General features: G+C 68.2%; 16 protein-coding genes and 2 pseudogenes. 10 read left to right on the top strand and 8 right to left on the bottom strand.

Translation table 11 applies throughout. From position 1 onward, the window contains the following. Positions 1 to 36: 36 nt before the first annotated feature. Entirely contained in the window at positions 37 to 1,677 is a 1,641-nt protein-coding gene (locus tag OG715_RS14595) for a protein kinase domain-containing protein (RefSeq protein WP_266269180.1), read from the top strand. Positions 1,678 to 2,533: 856 nt separating this feature from the next. Here the strand turns inward: OG715_RS14595 and OG715_RS14590 are convergent. Beyond that, positions 2,534 to 3,443 (bottom strand): annotated as a pseudogene (locus OG715_RS14590) (IS5 family transposase). A gap of 469 nt (positions 3,444 to 3,912) precedes the next feature. Here OG715_RS14590 and OG715_RS14585 point away from each other — a divergent pair. Continuing rightward, positions 3,913 to 5,055 carry a hypothetical protein gene (locus OG715_RS14585; protein ID WP_266269179.1) on the top strand — a complete coding sequence of 381 codons (1,143 nt, stop codon included), beginning with the start codon at positions 3,913 to 3,915 and terminating at the stop codon, positions 5,053 to 5,055. Here OG715_RS14585 and OG715_RS14580 read toward each other — a convergent pair. Then, entirely contained in the window at positions 5,049 to 5,561 is a 513-nt protein-coding gene (locus OG715_RS14580) for a hypothetical protein (protein ID WP_266269177.1), read from the bottom strand. The genes OG715_RS14585 and OG715_RS14580 overlap by 7 nt on opposite strands. 63 nt (positions 5,562 to 5,624) lie before the next feature. Here OG715_RS14580 and OG715_RS14575 point away from each other — a divergent pair, with 63 nt between their 5' ends. From OG715_RS14575 to OG715_RS14560, 4 genes are all read left to right on the top strand, one after another. Next, positions 5,625 to 6,257: a hypothetical protein gene (locus OG715_RS14575; RefSeq protein WP_266269176.1), complete on the top strand. Its 633-nt coding sequence runs from the start codon at positions 5,625 to 5,627 to the stop codon at positions 6,255 to 6,257. After that, positions 6,254 to 9,355: a hypothetical protein gene (locus OG715_RS14570; RefSeq protein WP_266269175.1), complete on the top strand. Its 3,102-nt coding sequence runs from the start codon at positions 6,254 to 6,256 to the stop codon at positions 9,353 to 9,355. The genes OG715_RS14575 and OG715_RS14570 overlap by 4 nt, the downstream gene beginning before the upstream one ends. Next, positions 9,352 to 10,635 carry a hypothetical protein gene (locus tag OG715_RS14565; protein WP_266269173.1) on the top strand — a complete coding sequence of 428 codons (1,284 nt, stop codon included), beginning with the start codon at positions 9,352 to 9,354 and terminating at the stop codon, positions 10,633 to 10,635. The genes OG715_RS14570 and OG715_RS14565 overlap by 4 nt, the downstream gene beginning before the upstream one ends. A gap of 332 nt (positions 10,636 to 10,967) precedes the next feature. After that, positions 10,968 to 11,804 (top strand): class I SAM-dependent methyltransferase, encoded by an 837-nt coding sequence (locus tag OG715_RS14560; protein ID WP_266269172.1) that lies wholly within the window; start codon positions 10,968 to 10,970, stop codon positions 11,802 to 11,804. Between the two features lie 11 nt (positions 11,805 to 11,815). On the opposite strand, the gene OG715_RS14555 is transcribed toward OG715_RS14560, so the two are convergent. Further along, the gene (locus OG715_RS14555) at positions 11,816 to 12,556 is read right to left on the bottom strand and encodes a phytanoyl-CoA dioxygenase family protein (protein WP_266269171.1); all 741 of its coding nucleotides are present in this window, start codon (positions 12,554 to 12,556) and stop codon (positions 11,816 to 11,818) included. A gap of 430 nt (positions 12,557 to 12,986) precedes the next feature. Here OG715_RS14555 and OG715_RS14550 point away from each other — a divergent pair, with 430 nt between their 5' ends. After that, positions 12,987 to 13,760, top strand: a complete 774-nt coding sequence (locus tag OG715_RS14550) for a TauD/TfdA family dioxygenase (protein WP_266269169.1) — start codon at positions 12,987 to 12,989, stop codon at positions 13,758 to 13,760. A gap of 190 nt (positions 13,761 to 13,950) precedes the next feature. On the opposite strand, the gene OG715_RS14545 is transcribed toward OG715_RS14550, so the two are convergent. Then, a complete protein-coding gene (locus tag OG715_RS14545; RefSeq protein WP_266269168.1) occupies positions 13,951 to 15,321 on the bottom strand; it encodes a transcriptional regulator in 1,371 nt (456 codons plus the stop codon). A 329-nt stretch (positions 15,322 to 15,650) separates the two neighbouring features. Here OG715_RS14545 and OG715_RS14540 point away from each other — a divergent pair, with 329 nt between their 5' ends. The 3 genes from OG715_RS14540 to OG715_RS14530 are packed head-to-tail and all read left to right on the top strand — an operon-like array spanning position 15,651 to position 20,116. Then, positions 15,651 to 17,072, top strand: coding sequence for a putative PEP-binding protein (locus tag OG715_RS14540; RefSeq protein ID WP_266269166.1), 1,422 nt, complete (start codon positions 15,651 to 15,653; stop codon positions 17,070 to 17,072). A 32-nt stretch (positions 17,073 to 17,104) separates the two neighbouring features. Next, complete coding sequence (locus OG715_RS14535) at positions 17,105 to 18,574, top strand: Gfo/Idh/MocA family oxidoreductase (protein ID WP_266269165.1); 1,470 nt, start codon at positions 17,105 to 17,107, stop codon at positions 18,572 to 18,574. A 30-nt stretch (positions 18,575 to 18,604) separates the two neighbouring features. Next, entirely contained in the window at positions 18,605 to 20,116 is a 1,512-nt protein-coding gene (locus OG715_RS14530) for a glycosyltransferase family 4 protein (protein ID WP_266269163.1), read from the top strand. A gap of 186 nt (positions 20,117 to 20,302) precedes the next feature. Here the strand turns inward: OG715_RS14530 and OG715_RS14525 are convergent, their stop codons facing one another. From OG715_RS14525 to OG715_RS14510, 4 genes and pseudogenes are all read right to left on the bottom strand, one after another. Further along, complete coding sequence (locus OG715_RS14525) at positions 20,303 to 21,625, bottom strand: UDP-glucose dehydrogenase family protein (RefSeq protein ID WP_266269161.1); 1,323 nt, start codon at positions 21,623 to 21,625, stop codon at positions 20,303 to 20,305. Positions 21,626 to 21,773: 148 nt separating this feature from the next. Then, positions 21,774 to 21,980, bottom strand: a complete 207-nt coding sequence (locus OG715_RS14520; protein ID WP_266271860.1) for a hypothetical protein — start codon at positions 21,978 to 21,980, stop codon at positions 21,774 to 21,776. Positions 21,981 to 22,032: 52 nt separating this feature from the next. Next, positions 22,033 to 22,182, bottom strand: a pseudogene (locus tag OG715_RS14515) (HIT domain-containing protein); the annotation flags it as partial. 2 nt (positions 22,183 to 22,184) lie between these two features. Beyond that, positions 22,185 to 23,525 (bottom strand): NUDIX hydrolase, encoded by a 1,341-nt coding sequence (locus tag OG715_RS14510; protein WP_266269160.1) that lies wholly within the window; start codon positions 23,523 to 23,525, stop codon positions 22,185 to 22,187. Positions 23,526 to 23,690 lie beyond the last annotated feature (165 nt).

Below are 23,690 nucleotides of genomic sequence, written 5' to 3'. Positions count from 1 at the left end.
GCGGTTGTGCTCCGCCCATGCAGAGAGGCGCCGAGCATGGTGCACGGCACGCCGTCCTCCGACCCCGGAGTGCCGGCCCGCGTCATCGCGGGCCGGTACCGGCTGCACACGCCCATTGGCGCGGGCGGTATGGGCGAGGTCTGGCAGGCGTACGACGAACGCCTGGACCGCCGGGTCGCCGTGAAGATGATGCTGGCCGAAAGCCCGGTTCCGTCCGGATTCCAGGGCGCGGCCTTCGAGGAGACTCTGCAGACCCGCCGAGCCCGCTTTCTGCGCGAGGTCCAGATCACTGCCGGCATCGAACACCTCGGTGTTCCCGCTGTCTACGACACAGGCACTGATGAGGCCAGCGGACGCCTGTTCGTGGTCATGCAGCTCCTGCAGGGCCGAGAGCTGCAGACCTTCATCGACGAAACCGACTACGAGAACGAGACGGTCCCCGTCTCCTGGGCCGCGGCCGTCGGCGCCCAGATCGCCTCCGTCCTCGACACCGTGCACCACCACGACGTCGTCCACCGCGACATCAAGCCCTCCAACCTGATGATCACCCCTGGAGGGGTGGTCAAGGTCCTCGACTTCGGCGTCGCCGCCCTGCGCGGAGTCGGCACCCTGCCTCGGCTCACCCAGGTCGGCATGACCGTGGGCACCCCGCCCTACATGTCACCCGAGCAGAGCTTGGCCAACGCCGTAGGCCCCGCCGCCGACGTCTACGCCCTCGCCTGTGTACTCCACGAACTCCTGACCGGGAAGCCACCCTTCACCCCCGACGACAGCCGCTCCCACATGTGGCACCACGTCCACACCCCACCCCCTCCCGTCCGCTCCCTGCGCCCGGATGTACCGGCGGACATCGAGAAGCTGCTCTTGGCGATGCTCACCAAGGAATCCGAGCAGCGCATAGGTGCGATGGAGGTCTACGACGCTCTGCTGCCCCTCGTTCGTGCCAACGCCGAAACCCTCGCTATGACCGGCGATGGTGTCCTCGACCCCCGACTGCCGTTCCTGCGGCCCTTCGGCGGTCGGGCGCGCAATGTCGGCGTCACCGCTTCCTACACGCCCACCGTGGTGGTGCCCTCGCCACTCGCAGTCCCGTCGGCGGCGGCGCAGGCAGGCTCCGTCGCACTGACCGAGCAGGAAGCTGACGCGATTTCGGACCGGGCAGCTCGGCTGGCTCAGAAGGGCCAGTTCACCCAGGCCGCCGACGCTCTGGACGAGGCCATCGCAAGGGCCACTGATCCAGAGCTCAGGGAAGGTATGCAGTTCAGCCTCGCCCAGGTGAAGTTCCTGGCCGGAAGCCACCGCGAGGCGCTCGCCCTGTTCGAACCGCTCGCCCACGAATACACCAATCGCTATGGCGACGGTGACGAGCAAGCACAGCTGTGCTGGTATTACACCGCGCAGTGTCGGATGGAACTAGGTGAGGCGAGCGCCGCCATCCGGGCTTTCGACCACGTCGCGGAGACCACACCTGCTCCCGACGACGAGGACGCCGTCAATCGCCACTTGGATACCCTCGCACGACTGATGAGCCTGTATGCAGCAGCGGAAGATCTCCCCCAGGCACTGGACATCGGCGACCGACTTCGGACGGAGACCTCCCATCTGCGGGGAAGCGATTGGCCTGGGCTGACACAGATCGACGCCTATCTCCGCCGCCTTCGGCAGGATCTGGGCTAAGTTCTGACGGGCAGTGGGTTAAATGACCACGTCAGGGCCTTGTCTCATGCCAAGAGCATCCTGGCCCAGCCCGGACGAGGCATTTATGAGAGGTGGACTCAACGTTCTTTCGGAGCCCGCATGCCCAGACGCCTGGAGCGAATATCGACTCGATCCCTCCAGCGACATCTCTTCGCTGAGAACTCCGGTGGCCGGACTGAACAGGCCCCGCTTCCGTTGGAGCCAGCCGCGTGCCTCCAGCGCATGGGTCAGCTCCTGCACGGTGACGGCACCTCCAGCCCGGACTCCAGGTCCTCCTGGACCCGCGCTTCCCAGACCTCCAGCAACGCGATCACCGACGGCACCCCGCACCTCCACGACCGGGCCAACCCTCCCGCAGGGACCATCACGGCTGAGCGGGTCCGCCGGTGCGACACCGTCACCTACTCCGTTGCAGTATCAGCGTGATCTCGGCCTTCCGAGGGGAGAGCCGCGCTACGGGACGAGCGAGTGCAAGACTCGTTCGCTGCTTACGGTGGCTGCCGTTCGCACTCGCGTTTCTGAAGATCAGCAGGAGCGGCAACTCCAGTCCTCATCTGCCAGTCTGAAGCACCGTCGGCTGCCGCCTGGACAGCCGTGTATCTGTTAGCGCCGGAGCAGCCTTAACTGTGAACGGCAGCTTCCTCCACTCCTCGGCTGCGCCCGGGTCGCCGTAACCTGTCCGGGTGCCCCGACGCGGTTGCGAGAGGAGACGGCACTCGACGAAGGCGCGAGAGTGACGCCGGCCGTCCTGCTCAGACGGGGCCTGATCGACCTGACCAAGGGTCAGGCGAGATGTTCTCACTCGTCGGAGCACCCGGCTCCTGGCATCCTTGACCTAAGGCCTGTCTGACAAATGATCATCTGGCGGGTTCGCGGAGCCAGAGGATCAGGGAGGCCAGGACGACTCCGGCGCGGTAGCGGTTGGCAAGCTTGTCGAACCTGGTCGCGATCGCGCGGAACTGCTTGAGGCGGGCGAAGCATCGTTCGACCACGTTGCGGTCTCGGTAGATCTCCTTGTCGAAGGTGGGCGGCCGGCCTCCGAGGCGCCCTCGGCGGCGGCGGTTGGCCGCCTGGTCGCGGCGTTCGGGGATCGTGGCGGCGATGCCCCGGCGCCGTAGCAGGTGCCTGAACGCCCTGCTGGAGTAGGCCTTGTCGCCGAGCACGCGGTCCGGTGTCGTGCGCGGGCGGCCCGTGACGGCGCGCGGGATGCGGATCCCGTCGAGGACGTCGGCGAACGCGGTGGCGTCGTTGACGTTTCCGGGTGTGAGCACGATCGACAGCGGCAGGCCCCGGCCGTCGACGGCGAGGTGGACCTTGGTGGTCAGCCCTCCTCGGGACCGGCCGAGGGCCTGGCGCGTCTGCGAGCGGCCCGGATCTTCCAGTTCGTCCCCGTCTGCGTCCCCTTTTTGCGGGCGCCGGCGGCGTGCTGGTGGGCCCGGTTGACCGTGGAGTCGACGGCGACGGTCCACTCCACCCGGCCCACCGCGTCGTCGCGGACCTGGACGTGTTCCAGCAGCTTCGCCCAGGTGCCGTCGGCCTCCCAGCGGGCGAACCGCTCGTAGACGGTCTGCCACGGCCCGTACCGCTCCGGGAGATCGCGCCACGGAGCCCCTGTCCGCAGCCGCCACAGCACCGTTGACCACCTGCCGATGATCACGCCACGGACGGCCACGCCCGTCCACCTGCGGCAACAGCGGCTCTATCCGCTCCCACGCCGCGTCCGTCAACTCGCCTCGACCTGCCACAAGATCAATTATCAGACACGCCTTAGGCCGGACGGGCCTGCGTGCGGGCCAGCCTGGCAGCCTGGCGGCCAGGGAGTGCTGGGCCGAGTTGGGCAGGCAGCGTTACGGCACCGCGAGGCCTGACGGCGTGGAAACCTCGGCAGTGATCGTCTAAGGAGGCCAGAGGTGGCATTCTCGATGCCATTTCGAACGCATATCTGAATTAAGGCGAGGGCTGTAGTCGAACTCTAATTCGATACGCCGGTTTGGAATGTCGACGTCCGCTTGGGGAGAGCCTTTCACTCCATGGTTGATTGTCAGAGGCGTCGGTTAGGTTCCGGGCATGCAGCCAATTGGAGTACCTGCGCAGCAAGACGCGGAAGGCCAAGGGCTCGATGGGAGCACTCTGCCGAGGCTGTCCGGCATCCCGCGGCAGGCCTTGGAGTTCCGCTCCGTCCGGTCAAGGAACGCTGCCGGAGTCTTCGGGCCGGTGATCGCCAGTGCAGCCGGCCTCAACCTCAGTGACATGGAGATCGACTGTGCCAAGGCGGTCTGCGATCTGCTGGCCGCTGGAGAGGACGACAGCGGCTTCCCCATCCGCGAGCTGTACGTCAGGCTGACCGGTCGCTTCGGTCGCGACACCGTTAAGGCCCGTCTGACCCAGCTGATTGCCACGGGCTCGGTCCGGCTGGTCAGAGGCAAGCTGCATGACACGCACGTGGAACTCGCAGATGCCGGCCACGTCGGGTTGCTTTTGTTCCCCATGGTGACGGACACGCTCAACCATCAGGTCCTGATGGAGGTCCTCACCTATTTCATGAACGGCCTGGAAGCCCCGGGAGCTGAGGCTGACGAACTCCGTCAGAAGCTACGTGCCTTCCGGGGGTTGGTCCACGGACGGGCGCGTGCGCTGCGCGAGGTGATCGTCCAAAACGATGTCCCGGCTGCCATCGAGCTCGGAAAGGTGGACACCAAGGACCTGGCCGATCGCATTGGGCTGGCATGCGCTCGAGCCGTCGACAACCTCACTAAGGTTCACGAGCTCGCCGACGACCTAGACCGCATGATCACGGCGGTCACGAAGTACATCGGGGTCCGCGGCGACCTGACGGAACTACTGCGCCGTGAAGCACGCCTGGACCGAAAGGCTGAACTCCACACCGCCGCCCTGGCCCGGGCTGCGAAGAGCGCCACCATCGAAGAGCTCGCTGCCCTTTGGGACGGCATCCACTTCGACAGCGTCCGCCCCTGGCTCGACCCGGCTGCCATTGAATGTGCGGTCGAAGAACTTCTCCTCGAACCGGCCGCCGACGTCATCCCGCAGCGCCCTGATAGAGACGCCGTCCCGCTCCCTGAACCACAAGACCACCTCTTACGGGCTATCGCGGACGAGCTGCTCGGCGAACACGACGAGATCGACTTGACGCCCATCCTTCTGTCCCGCCCGTGGCACAGCGGCTCCGAACTGTTCTGCAAGCTCATCGAGCTCTCGTCCCTCGACCCCCGATACAGGCTCCACAGTCGCAAGGAGCCCCCACAGCACGGTGATCCGGATCCTTTCAGAAGGCGCCCGTCCTGGGTCACGCCGATGAGCCTGCGCCGAGCCCCCGACCGAAGGGATCCTCTTCAGTGACACCGGACGGTACGGCCGTGGCCATGGCCCGCCTGCGTCATAGCGGCGGGATCCTCCCCACATCGCAGCTGTCGCTCACCGCCCTCGAACAGACTGCCACTGAGGCCGGACTGCGCATCCATCTGGTGGAGGAGGAAGGCGGCGAAATGCTCGCCGTCCTTGGCTGGTCCGGCGAAGAGCCGGCGGCATCCACGGACAATCCCCGCCTTCCTCGAAATCGCCTTAACCCCAAGGAAGTCGTGGCCTTCATTGCGGCTTACACCCTCCTGACCCAAAGAGACCAGCCACCCCAGCGCCCGCTCGCCGATGTTGTGGCTCTGCTTCGCGAGTGCACCGACAAACAAGCACACACCTGGGCCGTACCAGCACTCGAGCGCACCCTCCCGCATGCCGGGCTGCTGCAACTCCTCCCGCAGCGTGCACTGCGCCTCGGTCCTGGCGCGGCAACCTTCAGTCCTTCGACTCACGCCGTGCTTACCCACGCCGCCACACAGCTGCGACACCATCGTTCCTATCCCCACCGCGGAGACGAACGGCACAGCGCGCCGACCCCTCACACCCCGGAAATCGTGACTGCCAAGTCGTCATGGGTCGAGAACGACGTCATCGACTGCGTCCGGGCGCTGGAAGCCGCCGACGCCCCACTCCCGGCCCGCGACTGGGAGCAGTTCCAGGAGCCGGGGACCAGGAGAGAGGTCGAGCGACTTCTCGCCACCCTCGGCCGCACCCTCAACGAGGTCACCACCATTCGAGATAGCGGCCGATCAGAGGTGACCGGCTACATCAGCAGCTGGCACCCGTCTGTCCTCCCGACCTTCCGGGTGCCGCTCGCAAGCCTGACCACCACAGACCTCGCGGTGCTCGCACTCGTTTACCTCCATGACCGACTGATCCCCGAGTCCGGGGGCGCCGCCATACGCGGTCGAACGATGGAGAGCCGACTACGGGACCACAAGGGACCTGATGGCCGCCAATGCCTCAGCGTCAAGGACATAGCTGACGCCCTGCCTCGGCTGCGAACCCTCGGTCTCATCGACCACCGCAACCACCTTGAGGACTCACTCCTCCAACGGCTCACCCCGGAGCAAGCCAAGAGGCTGCGGGAGAACGCCATCATGCTCGCCGACCCGGACAGCCTCGTCGCAGACGAGCTGCGCCGACGTCACCGCGCTGAATCAGCCGACACAGGAGCCGCCGCGTGACAGACGAACCGCAACTCGCCATGCCACTCGAGGCATTGGGTGCCGTGGGTGCCAAGTCCCTGAGGCTGTTCCAGCTCGTGAGAATCGGCCGTCACCCCAGCACCGTCATCCCCGTGGGCAGGGCCGACGTCACCCTGCTGACCGGCACGGGACCAGAGGGCGGATCAAACGGGGTCGGCAAATCGATGATGGCGAGCGCCATCGCCCTGGCCAACGCTGACGCGGACTGGCTTCGCGGGGGGATCGGACACCACGCCCGCAACCTTCTGTTCAACCACAATGCCGCGGAGACCAACCAGGTCTCCGATGCGCCGCACGGCTTCATCGTCAGCGTCTACTGGAGGGACGGCGAACCCCGAACCACCGCGGTGACCGTCTGGATGCGCATTCAACGTACCGACCCGTTCGTTCAGGTCAAGTTCGCACCCGGGATCCACCTCGCAGCTGGCCCTACCGAGCAGGACTGCGCCACCCACGCGACGGAGGTGTGGAACAGTCTTGCCGGACCCGCTCTCACGTCCGGCAAGTATGCCGAGGCACTATTCGGCAACGGCACCCGGTGCCTCGCCTACCTCCGCAAGCGCGGCGAGAAGAGCATCGACGACGGCATCCTCGCCTCGGCCGGCCAGCCTCACAAACCAGAAGCCCTCGCGGACATGCTCATCAGCCTTGCGGGCAAGAAGAAGCTCCTGATCGACGAGCAGAGAACACGCCAGGAGATCTTCGAGCACAAGCGCGGTCTCGAAACCGACAAAGAGGCCTTGCGTCGACAGGAGCAACAGGACGAGATCACCCTGAAGGCGATCTCCCGCATGCTCGAAGCAAGCGCCAAGCTCGACGAGGCCGAGGCCGACTGGAACCTGTACCTCGCTGCCCGCATCGTCGCCGACGAACACAACAGCGAGGTCGCCTCGGACAGGGCACGAGAAGCAGGAGAGAAGCTGGAAGCCACCAGGCAGGAAATCGATGTCCTGAAAGGGCAGCTCGAGATCTGCCAGGACACCGATGAACTCGCCCGCCGAGTCAGGGAAACCAGCGTCCTTCTGCGTACAGCCGAAGCGAAGAGCACTGACCTGACCCGAAGCCTCGGAGGGATCGAGGCTGAGTGTGGATTGCTGCGACGTCGGATCGCGGAGATCACCGATCGGGCTGACCGAGGCGACGCCGGTGCGCTGGAGCAGGCCCTGGCCGCTCGGGCAGAGGCACATGAAGCCGCTGTCAACGCCCGTGACGCGGTACGGGACGCCGAGGCCAATGAGAAGGCATTACGTGCCGCCTACGAACAGGAAGCGAAAGGGCAATCGGGGCGGGCGGGCGAGATCGTCACCGCTCTCAAACGCGCCGACCTGTCGGCAACGCCGCTGCTGGACGCCATCAGCTTGGCTGACCTCCCGGAGCACGAACGCCACCAGTGGGAGGCGCGCTTCTCCGCCCACGCGGACACAGTCATCGTTCGGAGAACCGACCTGCGGGCCGTCGAGAAGACCCTTGCAGCGGCACAGCTCCTCCCAGGCTCCTCGCTGCTCCCGATGGACCAGCTTTCGCCACCAGGCGTGACCCTTCCTCTGGATCACGCCTTCCTGGCGGCTCTGGAAGCGCGGGTCCGTGCTGCGGATGGCCCTCATGCGGTGGAAGACGGACCTCTAGGTCTTCGCCTGTACGGCGGCTTCGAGGTGCCCATGACGGACCGGCCAGCCAGGACGGCCGCAGCACGGAAACGGCTAGAGGGAGCCGTTGGAGAGCGCGAGGCCGCGCAGCGGATGGAAGAACAGGCCAAGCGCGATCGCGAGGACGCCGACGCTTGGGAAGAATGCTGCCGAAACGCCGCGCTGATGATCGAACTCAGGGTGAAAGTCGCAGAGTTGAACGGCCAGACGGAAACAGTGCAGGCGGATATCGAGGACGCCAAAGTCGCTGAAACGAAGGCTCGCATCCACAGCACGAAGGCGGCGGACGCCTACAAGTCGGCCGCGCAGGACATCAAGTCCATCAAGGAGCGGATCGCGACTGCGGAGACCAAGGCCCTCGCTGAGAAGAAGGAGCAACATGACCAGCGCGCCGTCGTCGCGGGCTTGACGGAATCGCTGAGGCTGCTGGGAGAGGTCCTTCTCGGAGGCGCCACGACTGCCCACGCGCTCGTGAACTCCCAGGGCAAGCGGCCCTCAACAGAGGCTGCCTTCTGGGCCGCCCGGGACAAGATCGGTACGGCTCTGGACCTTGCGGGATGCTCACGTACGCGCCGAGAGGAGGCCCCGATGTCCGACCGCGTGGACGACGTGTCCTCAGACGTTTCCGCGCAGGTCCGAAAGGAAGCCGAGACCCTATTGGACTGGCTGAAGAGCGTTCCCGACCCCGGTGAGAGGGCACGGTCGTTCCACGACGTCTGCGCACCGGCCCGTCGGTGGATCGACTTCCACAGCGGAGGCGGCGAAGAGGAACTGCAGGCGATCACCGCCCGCAGCGAGCGCAGCCGCAAGGCCCTCGAAGCATCCGAGACCTCCATCGCCGAGACGATCAAATGGAGCGAGGGCAACAGGGAAACACTGATCAAGAACCTCCAGGCGCTCTTCGTGGAGGCCGAGAACCGCCTGAACTCGTTGCTCGACTCGGCTGGCCAGAGCCGGGTGAAGCTCAACGTACGTCACCGCGCACCCACCGCCCCAGAGGACCCCCTGCGATGGGAAGTCCGCCCTGAGTGGATCAAGCCAGGGTCTGACCCCATCCCCTATCACGGAGGGGACCGCAACACCGCCGAGTACGTCATCCTCCACGCTTTCCTCGCCGCCTCGACCCTCGTCGCCGGTGGCACACCGGCAGGACGCATGCTGATCATCGACGAAGCGGGGAACAACCTCGACACACGCAACGTCGGCGAAGTCGCCAAAGCCCTGCGCCGCATCGCGCGCGACTACGGGATCACCGTGATCCTCGCCGTACAGAGCCAGGACATCAACTCTCTGCGCCCCCACTGCTCGACGCTGATCAACCTGTCGCGCTACCCCGGCGACATTCTCAATGCTGAGCCCATGGTCATGAGCGACCTGGACGTCGACCTTCCCGCCATCTCCGGCAGCATCCCGAGGGAGTACATGCAGTGAGCACTCCCGAAAGCGAGAACGGCACCCGCACCGTGATCAGCACCTCGGCTGCCCCGGTCGAAGGCTTGCCGACGGGACTCGGCGCCTATCCCGTCTACCGCGAACGGTACGAAGACGGAGCTGTGAAAGGCCGCTCTCGCCTGGTAGCACTAAAAATCAAGCCCATTCGGCCACCGGCACCGGAAGCCGCGCAGCAGGCACTCGACTCCATGGACGACAAGGAACGCCGCTTCGTCCTCGCCTCTCCCACCAGACGAGGTGTCACAGTCACCCGCCGCTACCCCGCACTCCAGCAGCTCAGCTCTCTGATCCTCGCTGATGTAGTGACAGTCACCACCAAGCCGCCGGGCCTCGACAAACGGGCGGGCGACTTCGTGGAGTGGGAACAGACCCAAGCCACCCGTACCTACGCCGCCAGAGCCAAGGGCGACGCCGTAGATCGTCGAGCCGAACTCCAAACGGAAGCACTCTCGTTCGCACAGCAGATCCGCAGACAGGAACCAGAGGCTGCGCCACTTGCTGCCGCTCTCGAACTACCACGCGACGCGGGGCGGCTGGACCTCTATGTCGCAGCCGCTCGCGCCCTGCTGAGCGGCGAGGTCTTCCTCGGAGTACGGGACTTCTCCAGCCGACTGCGAAACGACACAAAGGCCGTCGATGCTGACAAAGCCCTGACCGACATTGGGGTGAACAAGGCCGTCCGCGAGCGACTCGGCGTCCTCAAGTACCCCGAACTGGCGATCTCGGGACCGTTGACCATCCGCCAAGGGCGCGGCCACCTTCAGATGCAGGGGCTCGGCGTGCTGGTCACGGTGCCGTTCACCCCAGATCCGATGGTGCTGAACACATGCGCAACTGAGCTGGTCGTCGTGGAGAACAAGGAGGCAGCAGCATTCCTGGCCCGGCACCTCCCAGATCACGTGGTCGTCTGGTGCAGTGGGTTCAGCGGTGAAGAGCTCCACCACGTGCTGTTGAATCTCGGTTCAACTTGCCCAAGGGCTTGGGTGGTCCCTGACGCCGACACCGACGGCGTCCATATCGCTAGTCTCGTGATCGCGAGTGTTCCACACGCAGTGGTTGTTGACGTCGGCTTGATGCCGGGTGCCAAAGCCCGGCGCGACCGGACGTATGCGGGATCCAGAACTCTTCGGCGGCTCATCGAGGACACTGCCGTCGCACCCCAAGTTCGACGCTTCGCAGAGCAGGTGGAAACACGTGGCTTCGAGGTGGAACAAGAAGAGTTCATGCCCGAGGTGCTCAGCTTCATCGTCGGGAGGTAAATCGCATCGCGCATGTTCGGCTCGAACCCGGCCAACCCGTGCGGGCAGGATGGTGTGTCGTGACGTCAGTGTCGCCGGGGCGGGCGCGCGGGTGGCTGGTAGTGCGGGCTGAGGGGCGTCTACGTAGAGGAGGAGCACCAGCCGCGCGACAGCCCCCGGACGGGTGGAAACCGACGAGCCGGGCACAAGCGCGTGGTCTGCAGCGACGGGGCCTTGCGCGGTGATGAGGACCTGGACAGGTCCATGTCCGGATTCCGGGTGAGGAGTTCGGCGATGGACGTGCCCAGGGTATCGGCGAACCAGCAACCCCGAGGCTGGTCGTCGGTGTAACGGTGAGAACACCTGCCAGAACGATCACCGCGTCGTCGGTGGTGAAACACACGGCCCTCGCTGGGGCGACCATTGCCGGCGAGTTCGCCGCGGCCTATCGGCCGGGCTACGACGAGCGGATGTTCACCCACGTCGCTGAACGCATCGGCCTTGACGGAACCGGGTGCGCATTGGATCTGGGCACCGACACTGGAGCGGCGGCCCTGCCCCTGGCCTGCCTGGTGAGCTCGGTGATTGCCGTCGATCCGCAGCCGGGCATGCTTGCCGAGGCCCGAGCGCTCGCCGCAGCCGCCAGCGTGACCAACATCGAGTGGCGTCTGGGCGAGGCGGCGCAACTGGCCAGCATGGACCTGCCGCCGCTACGGCTGGTGACCGTCGGAGCCGCCTTCCACTGGATGGATCGTGTCGCCGTCGCCCGGGATCTGGACGCTCTCATCGATGAGGGGGGTGCGATCGTACTGGCCTCCGGCGGGCCTCGGGGCGACATCGCGCCGCAGCCCTGGTCGGAGGTGATCAGGGAGGTCCGGGTTCGATACCTCGGCCCGGAGCGCCGGGCCGGGCGCGGCACCTACGCGCACCCGGCCGAGCGCCACCAGGACGTGCTGGCCCGCTCCCCGTACTCCCGGATTGAGACCGCACACTGGGACCGGACGATCACCCGGACCGCGGACGAGGTGGCCGGCCTGCAGCTCTCCTACAGCTACAGCAGCCCGCGCCAACTCGGCCCGGATACGAAGGCGTTCGTGAACGACGTCCGCGAGGCCCTGCTGGCCTTCGACCCGTCTGGCACCTTCGAGCAGACGATCCGCACGGAGGCGATCATCGCGCGCCGCCCGTGACGAAGCCCCGACTAATCCGGCAGCGCGAACTCCGACAGCGGGTCCGTCACTGCTGCGCGCCAGCGCTCGCGATGGCCGACTGCGCGCAGCCGGAAGTACACGGTCTCACGGCGTTCGTCGTCGGCGGTGCCGAAGTGGCCGCCGATGTTGTGGGCGAGGAGGTAGTGGACGAGGACCAGGCTTCCAGCCGCGCCAGTCACCTGGAGCGGGGCGGGCAGGTCCACGGGCGGGTAGGGAGCGGCGTCGCGCAGTGCGTCCGCGCCATGGCGGCGCAGCCACGCTGCCGTGCTCAGGTGCGTACCCGGCCACACCCACAGATTGCCGCGGTCGTGCTGGCGCTGGTCGGTGAGTAGGAGGCCGGCCAGGACGGTGAATGTGCCGGGGCGGCCGTCGTCCTCGGTGGGGGTGAGACCGTCGATGTGTGGGGCGCCGGGGTGGCGTGGGTGCGGAGGCAGGGTGATTGCCAGCTGAGCGACCTCCGGGTCCGGCAGGGCGAGGTCGGGCCGCAGGAACGGGCGGACGGCGCTGTTGATGCCGCTTTCCTCGTAGAGGGCCCGCAGGGCGGCGTGGTGGGTAAGAGCCGGCCACAGGAAGTAGGGGCCGGTGAGCCCCGGCGCGGGCGGCTGGTCCACCAGATGGCCCGCGATCAGCGAACGCCAGCGGCGAACGTGCCCGGCGCTGAGGACGTCGGGCACGACGCAGTAGCCGTCACGCTGAAATGCCGCGCTCAGAGAGCGAGTTGTCGTCTCCATTCTGCAATGGAAGCGGCAGCGGGCTGGGGTGGGCAACAGGATTTCCACCGCTTGTACGGCGGCGGGCCGCCCGTCCGACCGGTACTGAGTTGGGTATTGCTCGCTCGGCAGAGGCCCCGTCTCGGCGACATCGGGCTCGTCGTTGCCGCCTGTTGCCCCCATCCGGCAGTTGACCGTTCCCGCCTGTCGTCTCGTGTTGCCTTCTATGTCGCGGCCGTTGCCCAGAGATGCGCCAACGCCAAGGCTGGGGTGGACGACGGTATCGGTGCCGACTACGTGACGGCCAGGCAGACCAAGCCAGTCCGTCCGCTCGCAGCGCTGGGCACCGCGAAGGGTCTGGCGCCCTGGACAGATCGGCCAAGAGCGCGCGATGTGTCCGACTCGAGACCGCCGCAGGAATCCCGCAGCACATGCAAGAGGAGGCTCGCACGTGACGGATCTTGAACTGATCTCCGAAGTGAATGAACGCGGGTACGCCGTCATATCGGCGCCCGCGCTGGAGGACGACCCGTTCAACGCGCACAGGGACATCGCCCGATCGCTGGGCCTGTCCGACGCCTACACGCCGGTTCTCTACAGGGATCCGGAGGTGTGTGAGGTGGTGGGCCAGGTGGGGCCGTACAACGAGATTCCCCGGGACAGTACCTCGGTGCTGCCGTGGTCCGAGATGACGGGCCAGCAGTTCCACGTGGACGGCCTGCTGGAACCCCTCGGTGGGATCAAGACGACCGTTCTGCACTGCCTGGAACAGGCGCACACCGGTGGCGAGACGGAACTGTTCTTCTCCTGCGAGGCGTTCCTGAAGCTGTCGGTGGTCGATGAGGAGGCGGCGCTGAGCCTGCAGCACTCCGAGGCGTTGACGCGATTCGCGACCATCGCCGTGGCGGACTCCGCGCGCCTTCGCGCCGCAGGGCCGGCCTTCGGCTGGGCCGATGGGGAGCTGGCCACCCGCTTCTCGGACGGGACGACTGAGCTGTGGAACACTCCGGGGAACCCCGCCCTGCAACGGGCGTTGGACTACCTGCGCGGGCCGGCGCTCGAAGGGCATTCCGCTCGCGTCCGTCTCGCACCTGGCGAGATGCTGATCTTCCGGAACGACCGGGTCTCGCACCGTGGCTGCGCCTACCGGAACGGCGACCGGCCGCGCAGGTTCACCCGCTCCATGTACAGCAGTGCTCCGTACCACCGGACGCTGGACAGGTAGAGCCGAGCCTGGTGCCCAACGCGGGTTTCGGACTGGCGGCGCGACTCCGGGAACAGGCGTTCAGCCGGAGTCGCGCCGGACGTCCAGGCGCGCACCCCATCTGATCGGCCGGGCTCGCGATCGTGCCGACAGACGGGTAAGCCTTCTGGACGTCCGGCGCCGTCGGCCCGAAGGGGCCAACAGCTTGAGGTCAGGCTGAGATGCTGAGGAACTCGGCGACGGTCGGGACGTGCCGGTGCCGGCGCAACTGTGTGCGCAGGTCGCCGAGTGTGCTGGTGGAGCGGGCTGAGTCGACACCGCCCATCGCGTCGATGACGTGGTGTCCGATGGCGACGGCGGCGTCGAGTTCGCCGAGCGCCAGATGGGCCTCGGCGCGTCGGGCCTCGTAGATGACGGTGCCGCGGATCTCGCGTTCGGTGTCGTACGGGTCTTCCTGGGTGGCGGCGGCGGTGAAGTGGTCCAGAGCTTTTCGAGGCTCGCCCAGGCTGAGCGCCGAGCTCGCGGCGACTTGGTGGATCTCGCCCCGTGACAGCCAGTACAGGGCGGGCAGGTCGGCCTCGATCGCCTCGGCGCTTTCGTATGCGGCGAGCGCCTCGTCGATGTGACCGTAGGCGGCGGTGCTCTCGCCGGCCTTGGAATGGGCTCGGGCCGCGCGGGCGTGGAGCATTGCCCGTACGCGGGGTGAGGAGATCTTCTTCCGGTCGGACATCGCCGCGTCGATCAGGTGGAGCGCGCCCCGGGGATCGCTCTTCTCGGCGTTGTAGCGGAGGTTGGCCCAGAACCCGAGCACGAGGGCGCCAAGAGTCGGGTCCTGGGCGGTGGCGGCGGCGCGCAGGGCGGTGACGAAGTGCCGCTCGGCGGCGGCGTGCCGGCCCTCGTCGTAGGCGCACCATCCGGCCAGCCGGGACGCCTCGGCTGCGGCGGCGAACAGCTGCCGGCCGGTCTCCTCGGTGTAGGTGGCGTTCTTGATCCGGTCCCGGATCATCTGCAGTTCGAAGACGGCGCCTTGGTAGACCTGTTCGGATCCCACGGTGTCGTCGAGGTGCCGAAGTGCGTTTAGGCGAAGTTCGAAGAGCTGGGCGTCGCTCGCGCCAAGCCGGCGGCCCGTGGTCGGGAGGGCGAGTGCGGGATCGGCGGTGGTCCACTGGGCGAGGATCGCCCCGAGCGCGCCGGTAGACGTGATGAGGAAGGCGCGCCGGTCCACGTGACCTCCTAGGTCAGTCAGTGAGAGGACCGTACCCGCTGCCGTCCAGGGCGACTCCAGGACGACGCCATCGTCGTGGAGCGCCAGGTACAGGAAGTCCGGCCAGCCATAACGGTCGACGTCCGCGAGGTCGATGCCGTGGTAACGGGCCATGGCCAGCAGTGCAGGCCGCTCGGGGGTCACGCCCTTTCGTGTCCACCGCGTGAGCTTCTCCCTGCGAACAGCCATCGCTCCGAAACCCAGTTCCTGGTGCGCCTGGTCAATCCGCGTGAGGTAGCGCGTGGCACTGAGCCCGTCGCGGACCAGCAACGCGGTGAGCGGGTGGATGGACTGCCCGACCTCGACCGCCTTGGCCACGATGCCCTCCCTGCAGTGGTGTCAGCTCCAGCTTTGACGATGCGTCATCACTGATCAAGTCCCGTGTACCCGAAGGCAACAGGGAGCAACACGAGGCAGCACGAGGCAACGCGCGGCGGCTTCCGTCACCACCCGGTGCGGGCGGACAGTAGCGATCCCGCCGACCTGCCGACCTGGTGGACCCGCCGCGCACGGAACTCGCGCGGCCGGCGGCCCCGCGCCAGTTTGCGGCCACAACGGTTCGCCGCAGCAGCGACCTTGCCCAACACCCGGTCGGTCGTACCGGCGCACCTCGGACGATCCCGGTTCCCGACGACGGAGGCACCGACATGAACTCCACAGCCAGCAGCAAGGACCCGACCCAGCCCATCGAGGGCGGCAGCGCCGAGGACCTGAGCGCGGACGGAGCCAAGGACAACCCGCTGGTGTTCTCCGGATCTGTCATCCGGCACGACGGAGCAGCTGGAACCCGCGGATTCGCGGTGGCCCCGGCGCGCCAACTGCACAGCCCTCAGCCCGAAGTCGACGGCCCCCACATCCTGATCGCCCACGACCTGACGCCCGCAGACACCTCCGCCCTGGACCTCACCCGGATCTCCGCGTTCTGCACGGCCGCCGGAGGTCCCACCTCCCACGCCGTGCAGGTCGCCTACAGCCTCGGAATCCCGACGATCGTCGCGGCCGGCGACTCGGTTCTGGCCGTCTCGGACGGGGCGATGTGCGCCCTCGACGGCGACACCGGCGCCCTCTACAGCGGGCTGTCGGGGAGCGACCTGGCCGCCGCGACCGCCCACCGCGACCGCCGCCTGACCAAGCCGCGAGCACGAGCCAACGCCGGGAACGCGCCGGTCACCCTCACGGGGACGATCACGCGGGCGTCCCAGGCTGCCGAGCTCGGTGAGGCCGGCGCCGACGGTCTCGGCTTGCTCGCCACCGAGCTGCTGTTCCTCGGCCGGGAACAGGACCTCACCGACGAGGAACAGCATTACCGCGCCTACCGTGAGATCGCCCGTGCCGTCGACGGTGCCCCCGTGACCCTGCGAACGCTGGACATCGGCGGCGACAAGGACATGCCGGCACTCGGCCTGCCCCGCGAGGACAACCCGTTCCTCGGCGTGCGCGGCCTGCGCCTGAGCCTGCGCCGACCGGACCTGTTCCTGCCGCAGCTGCGGGCCGCCTACCGGGCCGCCCGCGACGACGGAGCCCAGCTGCGCCTGATGTTCCCGATGGTCACCCGCATCGAGGAATTCCTCCAGGCCGCCGAGACGGCCCGCACGGTGCAGGCCGAGATGGATGCCCCCGCCCTTCCGCTCGGCGTGATGGTCGAGGTCCCGGCCTGCGCCCTGGCCGTCGACCAGTTCGTCGGACACGTCGACTTCCTGAGCATCGGCACGAACGACCTCGCCCAGTACCTGACGGCCATGTCGCGGACCAGCGCGGACCTCGCCCGCGACATCGACCCGCTGCACGTAGCCGTCACGCGCACCGTGCGGGCGGTGGCCGAGACGGGCGCCGACCACGGCATCCCCGTGTCCGCGTGCGGAGGGCTGGCGGGCGACCCGGCGGGCGCCGTTGTCCTGGCCTCGCTGGGCGTCACCGCACTCACCGTTGCCCTGCCCTACCTGCCCGAGGTGCGCGGCGCCCTCGGCCGCACGGACGCCGCCACCCTGGCGACGATCCGAGACCACGCCCTCAGCACTGGCGGCAGCCGGCACCTGCGGGCCCTGGTCACCGAACTGCTCGACCTCTGAGCAGACCACCCGCCTGCCCAGTCTCACTCCTGATGGGCCGCCACATCGTGGCGGCCCGGGAAGGCACCACCATGCCCTCACCTGCACCGCGGCCAATCAGCGTCCTGCTGGTCGGCGGCTGCGGCCACTGGGCCGCGGCCGAGAACCACATCCCGGCCATCCTCGCCCTCCAGAAGAACGCCACCCCCGTGCGCGTGGCCGCCATCTGCGACCCCCGCGACCCCTACAACCCGGCGCTCCTGGCCCACATGCCCGACCTCGACACCCTCGTTCAGCGGGACAAGCCCGCGTGGATCAAGCCCCGCACGGGCGAGACACCCGACCGGCTCGAGCACCGCCTGCAGCAGGCCCACCAGGAACACCGCTTCGACGCGGTCATCGTCGCCTGCGACCCCGTCGCCCACTACCCCTACCTCAAGTGGGCCACCGACCAGGGCATCCACGTCCTGTGCGACAAGCCGATCGTCTGCGTCGAGGACGCCGCCTGGAACCCCGAGCGCGCCGCCGAGATCCACCACCGCTTCGACACCCTGCTCCGAACCCACCGCGCCCGGCCCGGCCACCTGTTCGCGGTACCTCTGCGGCGACGCGCCAACGACGCCTTCCTGTACGTCGGCGAGCTGATCCGCGAAATCCACGACAACCACAAGCAGCCCCTGACCATGGGCCGCATCGACGTCGCTGGCGGCCACTTCCGCCTCCCCGAGGAGTACGCGCTCGGCAACGCCCACGGCTACACCCACGGCGTCGGAGCGCTCAGCTTCAGCAGCTACCACTACCTCGACGAGCTGACCCGCTACCTCCTGCTCGCCCCCGGCCAGATCAGCGCGCTGCGCCTGACCCTGCAGTACGTCCGCCGCGTCGGCGACCACCTGGCGAACGGCCAGAACGATGCCCTCGCCACCCTCCTGCGGACCCGCTCCGAGGCCGACATGCCCGCCGCGGACCTCCCCGAGCGCGTCCTCCTGGCCGAGATGGACTTCGGCTTCACCGTGGAACTCCTCGACTCCCAGCAGCGCTTCCACGGCGTTCTCACCTACACCTTCACCTCCAACTCCCTGTCCAACCGCACCGTCGGCACGCTCGCCCGCGACGTTCAGGACGACGTCGCGTTCCGCGAGAAGGGCCGCATGTCGCAGTACGTCATCGACCTGCACCAGGGCAACCTCCAGCACGTGCGGCTGACCAAGAACGACGCGGTCGGCGAGACGTACACCATCCGCGTCGAGAACCGGCGCAACCCGCTGATCAGCGCCACGGGTCGGCGGGAGACCGTCTACCAGGACGCCCACACCAGCAGCGCCGTCACCCCCCGCGACATCACCGCCGCCTTCCTGGCCATGGCCGCTGGCCGCACCGCCCGCGCGGAAGTCACCGACAAGATCGCCTTCCTCGACGGCCAGACCCTCACCCACCGGGTCTACGCCGCCATGTACCAGCTGATCGCCACCAACCACCACGACGCGATCCGCTGCCCGTCGATCCTCGTCGACCTGCCCTGACCAAACAGCGCACCACAGACAAGGAGCCGCATGAACCGCCTCGTCCCCGTCGATCACGGCCTCATCTTCTACCCCCGCGGCGGGTCTGCCCTCGTCGCCAAGAACCTCGCCGAACAGCTGCGCGCCCAGGGCCGCCCCGCCCGGGTCTTCGCCGGATCCCTCGGCGAGCCCGGGGACTACTCCCACGCGCCCACCTTCTACGACCCGGCCCACCTGGTCGCCTCCGACTACAACCTCGCCGCGACCGTCCCCGGGGCCGGCCTGGACCCCCTGGAGATGCCCGTCCCCCTGCACCCCTCCTACGAGGACCGCCCCGGCGTGCCGGACCGCGTGTTCGCCGCGGTCTCCCCCCGCACCAACGCGCACCTCGAGGACTACTGGACCCGGCAGTTCGCCGACCACGGCGCCGGCGAGGGCGGCCTGCTCCACCTGCACCACCTCACCCCGCAGCACACCGCGGCCCGCCGCCTGGAGCGCACCGTGGTGACGACCCTCCACGGCACCGACCTGAAGTTCCTCCGGGGCGCTCTGGACCGTGTGCGTCGAGCCGCCGCCACCAGCCTGAGCGTCGCTGAACTCGCCCGGCGCGAGGAGATGGCCGACGACCGCACCGCGAACCCGCCAGGCGAGCGCTGGCGCAGCTGGGCCCACGCCGAGGTCTGGATCCAGACCCTGCGGGAACACGCCCAGAGCAGCGAGCACATCGTCACCGTCTCCGAGCAGGACCGCGCCCTCGCCCACGAGCTCCTCCACATCCCCGAAGACCGACTCGAGGTCATCCCCAACGGCGTCGACACCAACCTGTTCCAGCCCCACCCCACCCTCGACGACACCGGCAAGCGCACCCTCCTGCACCGCTGGCTGGTCGAGGACCCGCAGGGCTGGCTGCCCGGCCACGGCCCCGGCACGATCACCTACACCCACTCCGACGTGGACCGCATGCTGCGCGACGACGCCGGCAACCGGCGCCCCCTGCTGCTGTGGATGGGCCGCTTCCTGGACTTCAAGCGCCTGGATCTGCTGCTCCACGTCTTCGCCGCCCTTAAGGAGAGCGCGCCGGTGCGCCCGGCCCTGCTGGTGCTGGGCGGCTTCCCGGGCGAGTGGGAGGGCGAACACCCGCACACCCTGGCCGAACGCCTCGGCATCGGCAACGACGTGTACTTCGCGGGATGGCGACCGCACGGCGGCCTGATCGACGGCCTCAACGCCAGCGACCTGTTCGTGACGCCCTCCGTAGACGAGCCGTTCGGGCTGGTCTGCCTGGAGGCGATGGCCTCCGCCACCCCGGTCGTCGCGACTGCCAGCGGCGGCCCCCTCGCCACCATCCAGACCCACGGGCCCCGGCCCACCGGGTGGCTCACCGTGCCGGGTGACGCCGAAGACCTGCACGCCACCCTGTTGGAGGCCCTCACCCGTCCCGGGGAGATCGAACGGCGCGGACGCCACGCCCGTGACTTCGTCGTCCAGCAATACAGCTGGCGCACCATCACCGACCGGTACGGCCACATGTACGACAGGGTGTTGGCGAGCATCCGCGCATAGCGACCAGCAAGCTTGGCCGACTGGGCGCAGTGGGTGGGTTCGACCGGGCGTAGGTGACTTGCAGGGCTGCGCATTCAGCTCCACCGGTTCCGTTCGGAGGACTGCCGCCCGGTAGCCACTTCACGGGAGGGCGAAACGCGATGGCCGGGGCAGCGACACTCGCTGCCCCGGCCATCGCGTTTCGGATCAGGCCGAACCTCGGACGGTCGTGCGACCCACACTCATGTAGGTGAGGCCGAGCGAGGCCATCCGCTGCGGGTCGAGGAGGTTGCGGCCGTCGAAGACCAGGGGACGCGCCATGAGGGCCGCAGCCTGGTCCCAGGCGACGTCCTGAAGCTCCGGCCATTCCGTCACGATGATCGCCGCGTCGGCGCCGGTCATCGCCTCCAGCGGGGTGGTGCAGCGCGTGGTCGACGACCAGGGCGCGGTGTCGAGCCGGCGGACCAGCGGATCCCAGCAGCGGACCGCCGCGCCCTCGGAGAGGAGCCGGGAGGCGATGATCGTGCTCGGGGCCTCGCGAACGTCGTCCGTTCCGGGCTTGAACGCGACGCCGAGCAGGGCGACGGTCCGGTTGTGAAAGGCGCCGCCCAGCTCGTCCTTCAGCCGCTGGATCGCGCGCCTCGGCTGCAGGTCGTTCACCTCGATGACGGAGGTGAGCAGCTGGAAGGAGTACCCGGCGTTGCCAGCCAGGGCCCGAAGCGCTCGGGAGTCCTTGGGGAAGCAGGAGCCGCCCCAGCCGACGCCAGGCCGCATGAAGTGCGGCCCGAGCCGGTGGTCAAGGCCGACCGCGCGGACCACGTGTTCGACGTCGGCGCCGGTGGCCTCGCAGATCGTCGCGATCTCGTTGGTGAAGCTGATCTTCGTGGCCAGCAGCGCGTTGGCTGCCAGCTTCACCATCTCCGCCGAGCGGACGTCCATCTCGGCGATCGGGCCGTCGACACCTTCGTGCAGCTGGGCGACCAGCTTGGCCGTCTCGGGATCGTCAGCGCCGATCACCACCCGGTCAGGGTGCATGAAGTCCCGCACGGCGTGGCCCTCGGCGGTGAACTCCGGGTTCGACGCGTACCCCACATGCCGGAGACCGGCGCGGTCCATCGCGGCCCTGACCCTGGCGCCGGTGCCCACGGGCACCGTGCTCTTGACCACCACCGCCGCCAGATGACGAGCATCCCGCAGGGTCTCGATCACCTGCCAGATCCTGGACAGATCGGCATCCCCGGAGGGCGTCGACGGGGTGTCCACGCACACGTACACGACGTCGGCGTTGCGAACGGCTTCTTCCGCGTCCAACGTGAACGTCAGGCGGCCGGCGTTCTCCGCGATCAGCGGCGCCAACCCGTCCTCATGGATCGGAACCCCGCCGCTCCGGAGGAGCTCGACGCGCTCCTTCTGGATGTCGCGAACGACGACGTCATGCCCCAGCTTCGCGAAGCAGGCGCCCGTCACGAGGCCGATGTAGCCCGCACCGAAAACCGCGATTCGACGTTGTCCCAGCATCGGTTCGTTCACCCTTCCGGCCCCGAGGCGCCTTGCCTGTCAGCCGCATCTGACCCTAGAGCATGTCGCAGGCTGCGTCCGTAGGATGACGAGCTGGCCACCCGCTACATCGGGCGGAGGCCCTGCCGCCGGCGCTCCGGCCAACCCGGAGCGCCGCCTACTACTTGCCCTTCCGCTGGCGCTTCGGTTGGCGCTTGGGCTGGACCCGCTTACCGACCGTGCGCACCGAGGGCTTCGGCGCCTGGGTGAGCGTGGCCGTGGCAGCCTGCAGCACAGTGAGAAGCTTGGCCTTGAGTTCCTCGGCCTGCTCGGAGGTGGTGGCGTCGGCGGGCGTTTCCAGCAGGTGCATCTTCAGGACGGCCAGCATGTCCCACTCCCAGGGGCCCCGCTGCCGCGGGCCGGGGATCGCCTAGGTCTTCGAGCGAGGGGATGTGCTGCTCCGGCACGACCACGATGTGCACCGGGTAGCTGGGCCGGGTGTGGTGGTAGGCCAGGACCAGGTCCGTCTCCTGGACGGTGTCCACCGACGTGAGGCCGTTGAGCACCTGCTCGCAGTAGAAGTCGGACATGGTCAGGCTCCGATCAGGCCGAGGTAGTGGGCGACGTACGGCGGGGTCTTGAGCGCGGCGACTTCGGCGAAGGGCACCCAGGCGATGCCCTGGCCTTCGTCGCCGAGCCGGATCGCGTCCTTCGGGCCGGTGTACACCGCGTGCAGGACGCGAGTCATCGCCGAGACGCGCTCGTGGCGGGGGCCGGGCAGCTCCCGGACGTCGGTGATGGTGATCCTGGCTTCCTCGAACACCTCCCGGGTCGCGGTCTCGGGCGGCGTCTCGTCGTGCTCACGCCACCCGCCGATCGGGGTTCGGAATCCCGGCCAGGCGATGCCCTCCTTCTCGTCCCGGTGGTGCACCAGCAGCTCGCCGTCCGGGGTGGTGACGAACACCACGATGCCCTCGAAGTCCTGGTGCTCCGGGGTCGGACGCTCGATGTAGAGCACCCGCCCGGAGCGGGCGGCGCGCAGCACCTGGAGGTCTTGCCGGTACTCCTCCGGAGTCATGAAGTGGCGCCAGTTGTAGTCCGTCTCGAAGCGGAACTCGCAGTGCTCGGCCGGGTCGAGGACGATGCGGGCCTGCTGCTCCTCGGTGAGTGTGCCGCCGTCGAAGATCCAGCCGATCGACGGCACGGGGCGGACGTGGTCGGCCTGCTGGTGGATGACGGCGATCAGCCGCTGTCGGCCGACTGGGTCCGGGTTCTCCGCGAGCAGGTCGAGGCCGATCTCCTCGCGGGCCTCGCGCAGCGCTGTGTCGAACGGGGACTCGCCGGGCTCGGAGTTCCCTCCCGGCCAGTCCCAGCGTTCGGTGTCCACTGAGTTGCGCATCCCGAGGATGCGGCCCTCGTGGTCGCGCACCAGGAAGCAGGCCCATGTCATCGGCCGGTCGATCGTGGCCAGGTAGCGGCTGGCGGGCTTCCAGCCGGCGGCGAGGCGGTGGGTGAGCCAGGCGATCACCTCGCGGTAGCCGTCGCTGGTCGGCGGCAGCTCGTCCGGGCGGAACCAGCCGAAGGCGTCGTGCTCGGAGAGGGCCACCGCGGTCTCGTCCGGGACGGTGCAGGTGAAGATGAACTGGCGGGTCAGGCGGCCTCGGGTGTTGACGAAGTCCAGGGCCCGCACGTACTCGATGTCGGCGCAGTGGATGCCGGTCTCCTCGGCCAGCTCCCGGATCGCCCCATCCCTGGGGTCCTCGCCGTCGTCCAGTCCGCCGGCTGGGTAGTCCCACAGGCCGGGCAGCACGTCGTCCTGCTTGCGGCGCAGCATCAGGACGCGGCCCTGCTGGTCGCGCACCACGGTTCCGGCCGCGAGCTTCTGGACGCCTTCGGCGAGGGCCTGTTCGGCGAGCAGTTTGTACGAGATCACTTCGGGGGGTTCTCCTTGCTGTCGTTCCAGCCGCCCCAGGGGGTGACTTGCGCAGGACCTCCTGCGCGTACGCGGGAGTCTTCAGGTTTCCCCAGATCAGGTCCGGGCTGTGCCCGACGTAGTCGCTGGTGGCGGCGGTGAGTTCGTGGAAGGCACGCTGGATGT

The sequence above is a fragment of the Kitasatospora purpeofusca genome, assembly GCF_036010405.1.
GTDB lineage: Bacteria > Actinomycetota > Actinomycetes > Streptomycetales > Streptomycetaceae > Kitasatospora > Kitasatospora purpeofusca.
This window is presented reverse-complemented; position numbering and strand designations above follow the sequence as displayed.

Excerpts from the sequence above, each read along its gene's own strand:
- OG715_RS14595 (WP_266269180.1), top strand. The coding sequence starts at position 37 with ATGGTGCACGGCACGCCGTCCTCCGACCCCGGAGTGCCGGCCCGCGTC.
- OG715_RS14580 (WP_266269177.1), bottom strand. The coding sequence starts at position 5,561 with ATGGTGTCGCAGCTGTGTGGCGGCGTGGGTAAGCACGGCGTGAGTCGA.
- OG715_RS14555 (WP_266269171.1), bottom strand. The coding sequence starts at position 12,556 with ATGGAGACGACAACTCGCTCTCTGAGCGCGGCATTTCAGCGTGACGGC.
- OG715_RS14540 (WP_266269166.1), top strand. The coding sequence starts at position 15,651 with ATGAACTCCACAGCCAGCAGCAAGGACCCGACCCAGCCCATCGAGGGC.
- OG715_RS14535 (WP_266269165.1), top strand. The coding sequence starts at position 17,105 with ATGGGCCGCCACATCGTGGCGGCCCGGGAAGGCACCACCATGCCCTCA.
- OG715_RS14530 (WP_266269163.1), top strand. The coding sequence starts at position 18,605 with ATGAACCGCCTCGTCCCCGTCGATCACGGCCTCATCTTCTACCCCCGC.
- OG715_RS14520 (WP_266271860.1), bottom strand. The coding sequence starts at position 21,980 with ATGCTGGCCGTCCTGAAGATGCACCTGCTGGAAACGCCCGCCGACGCC.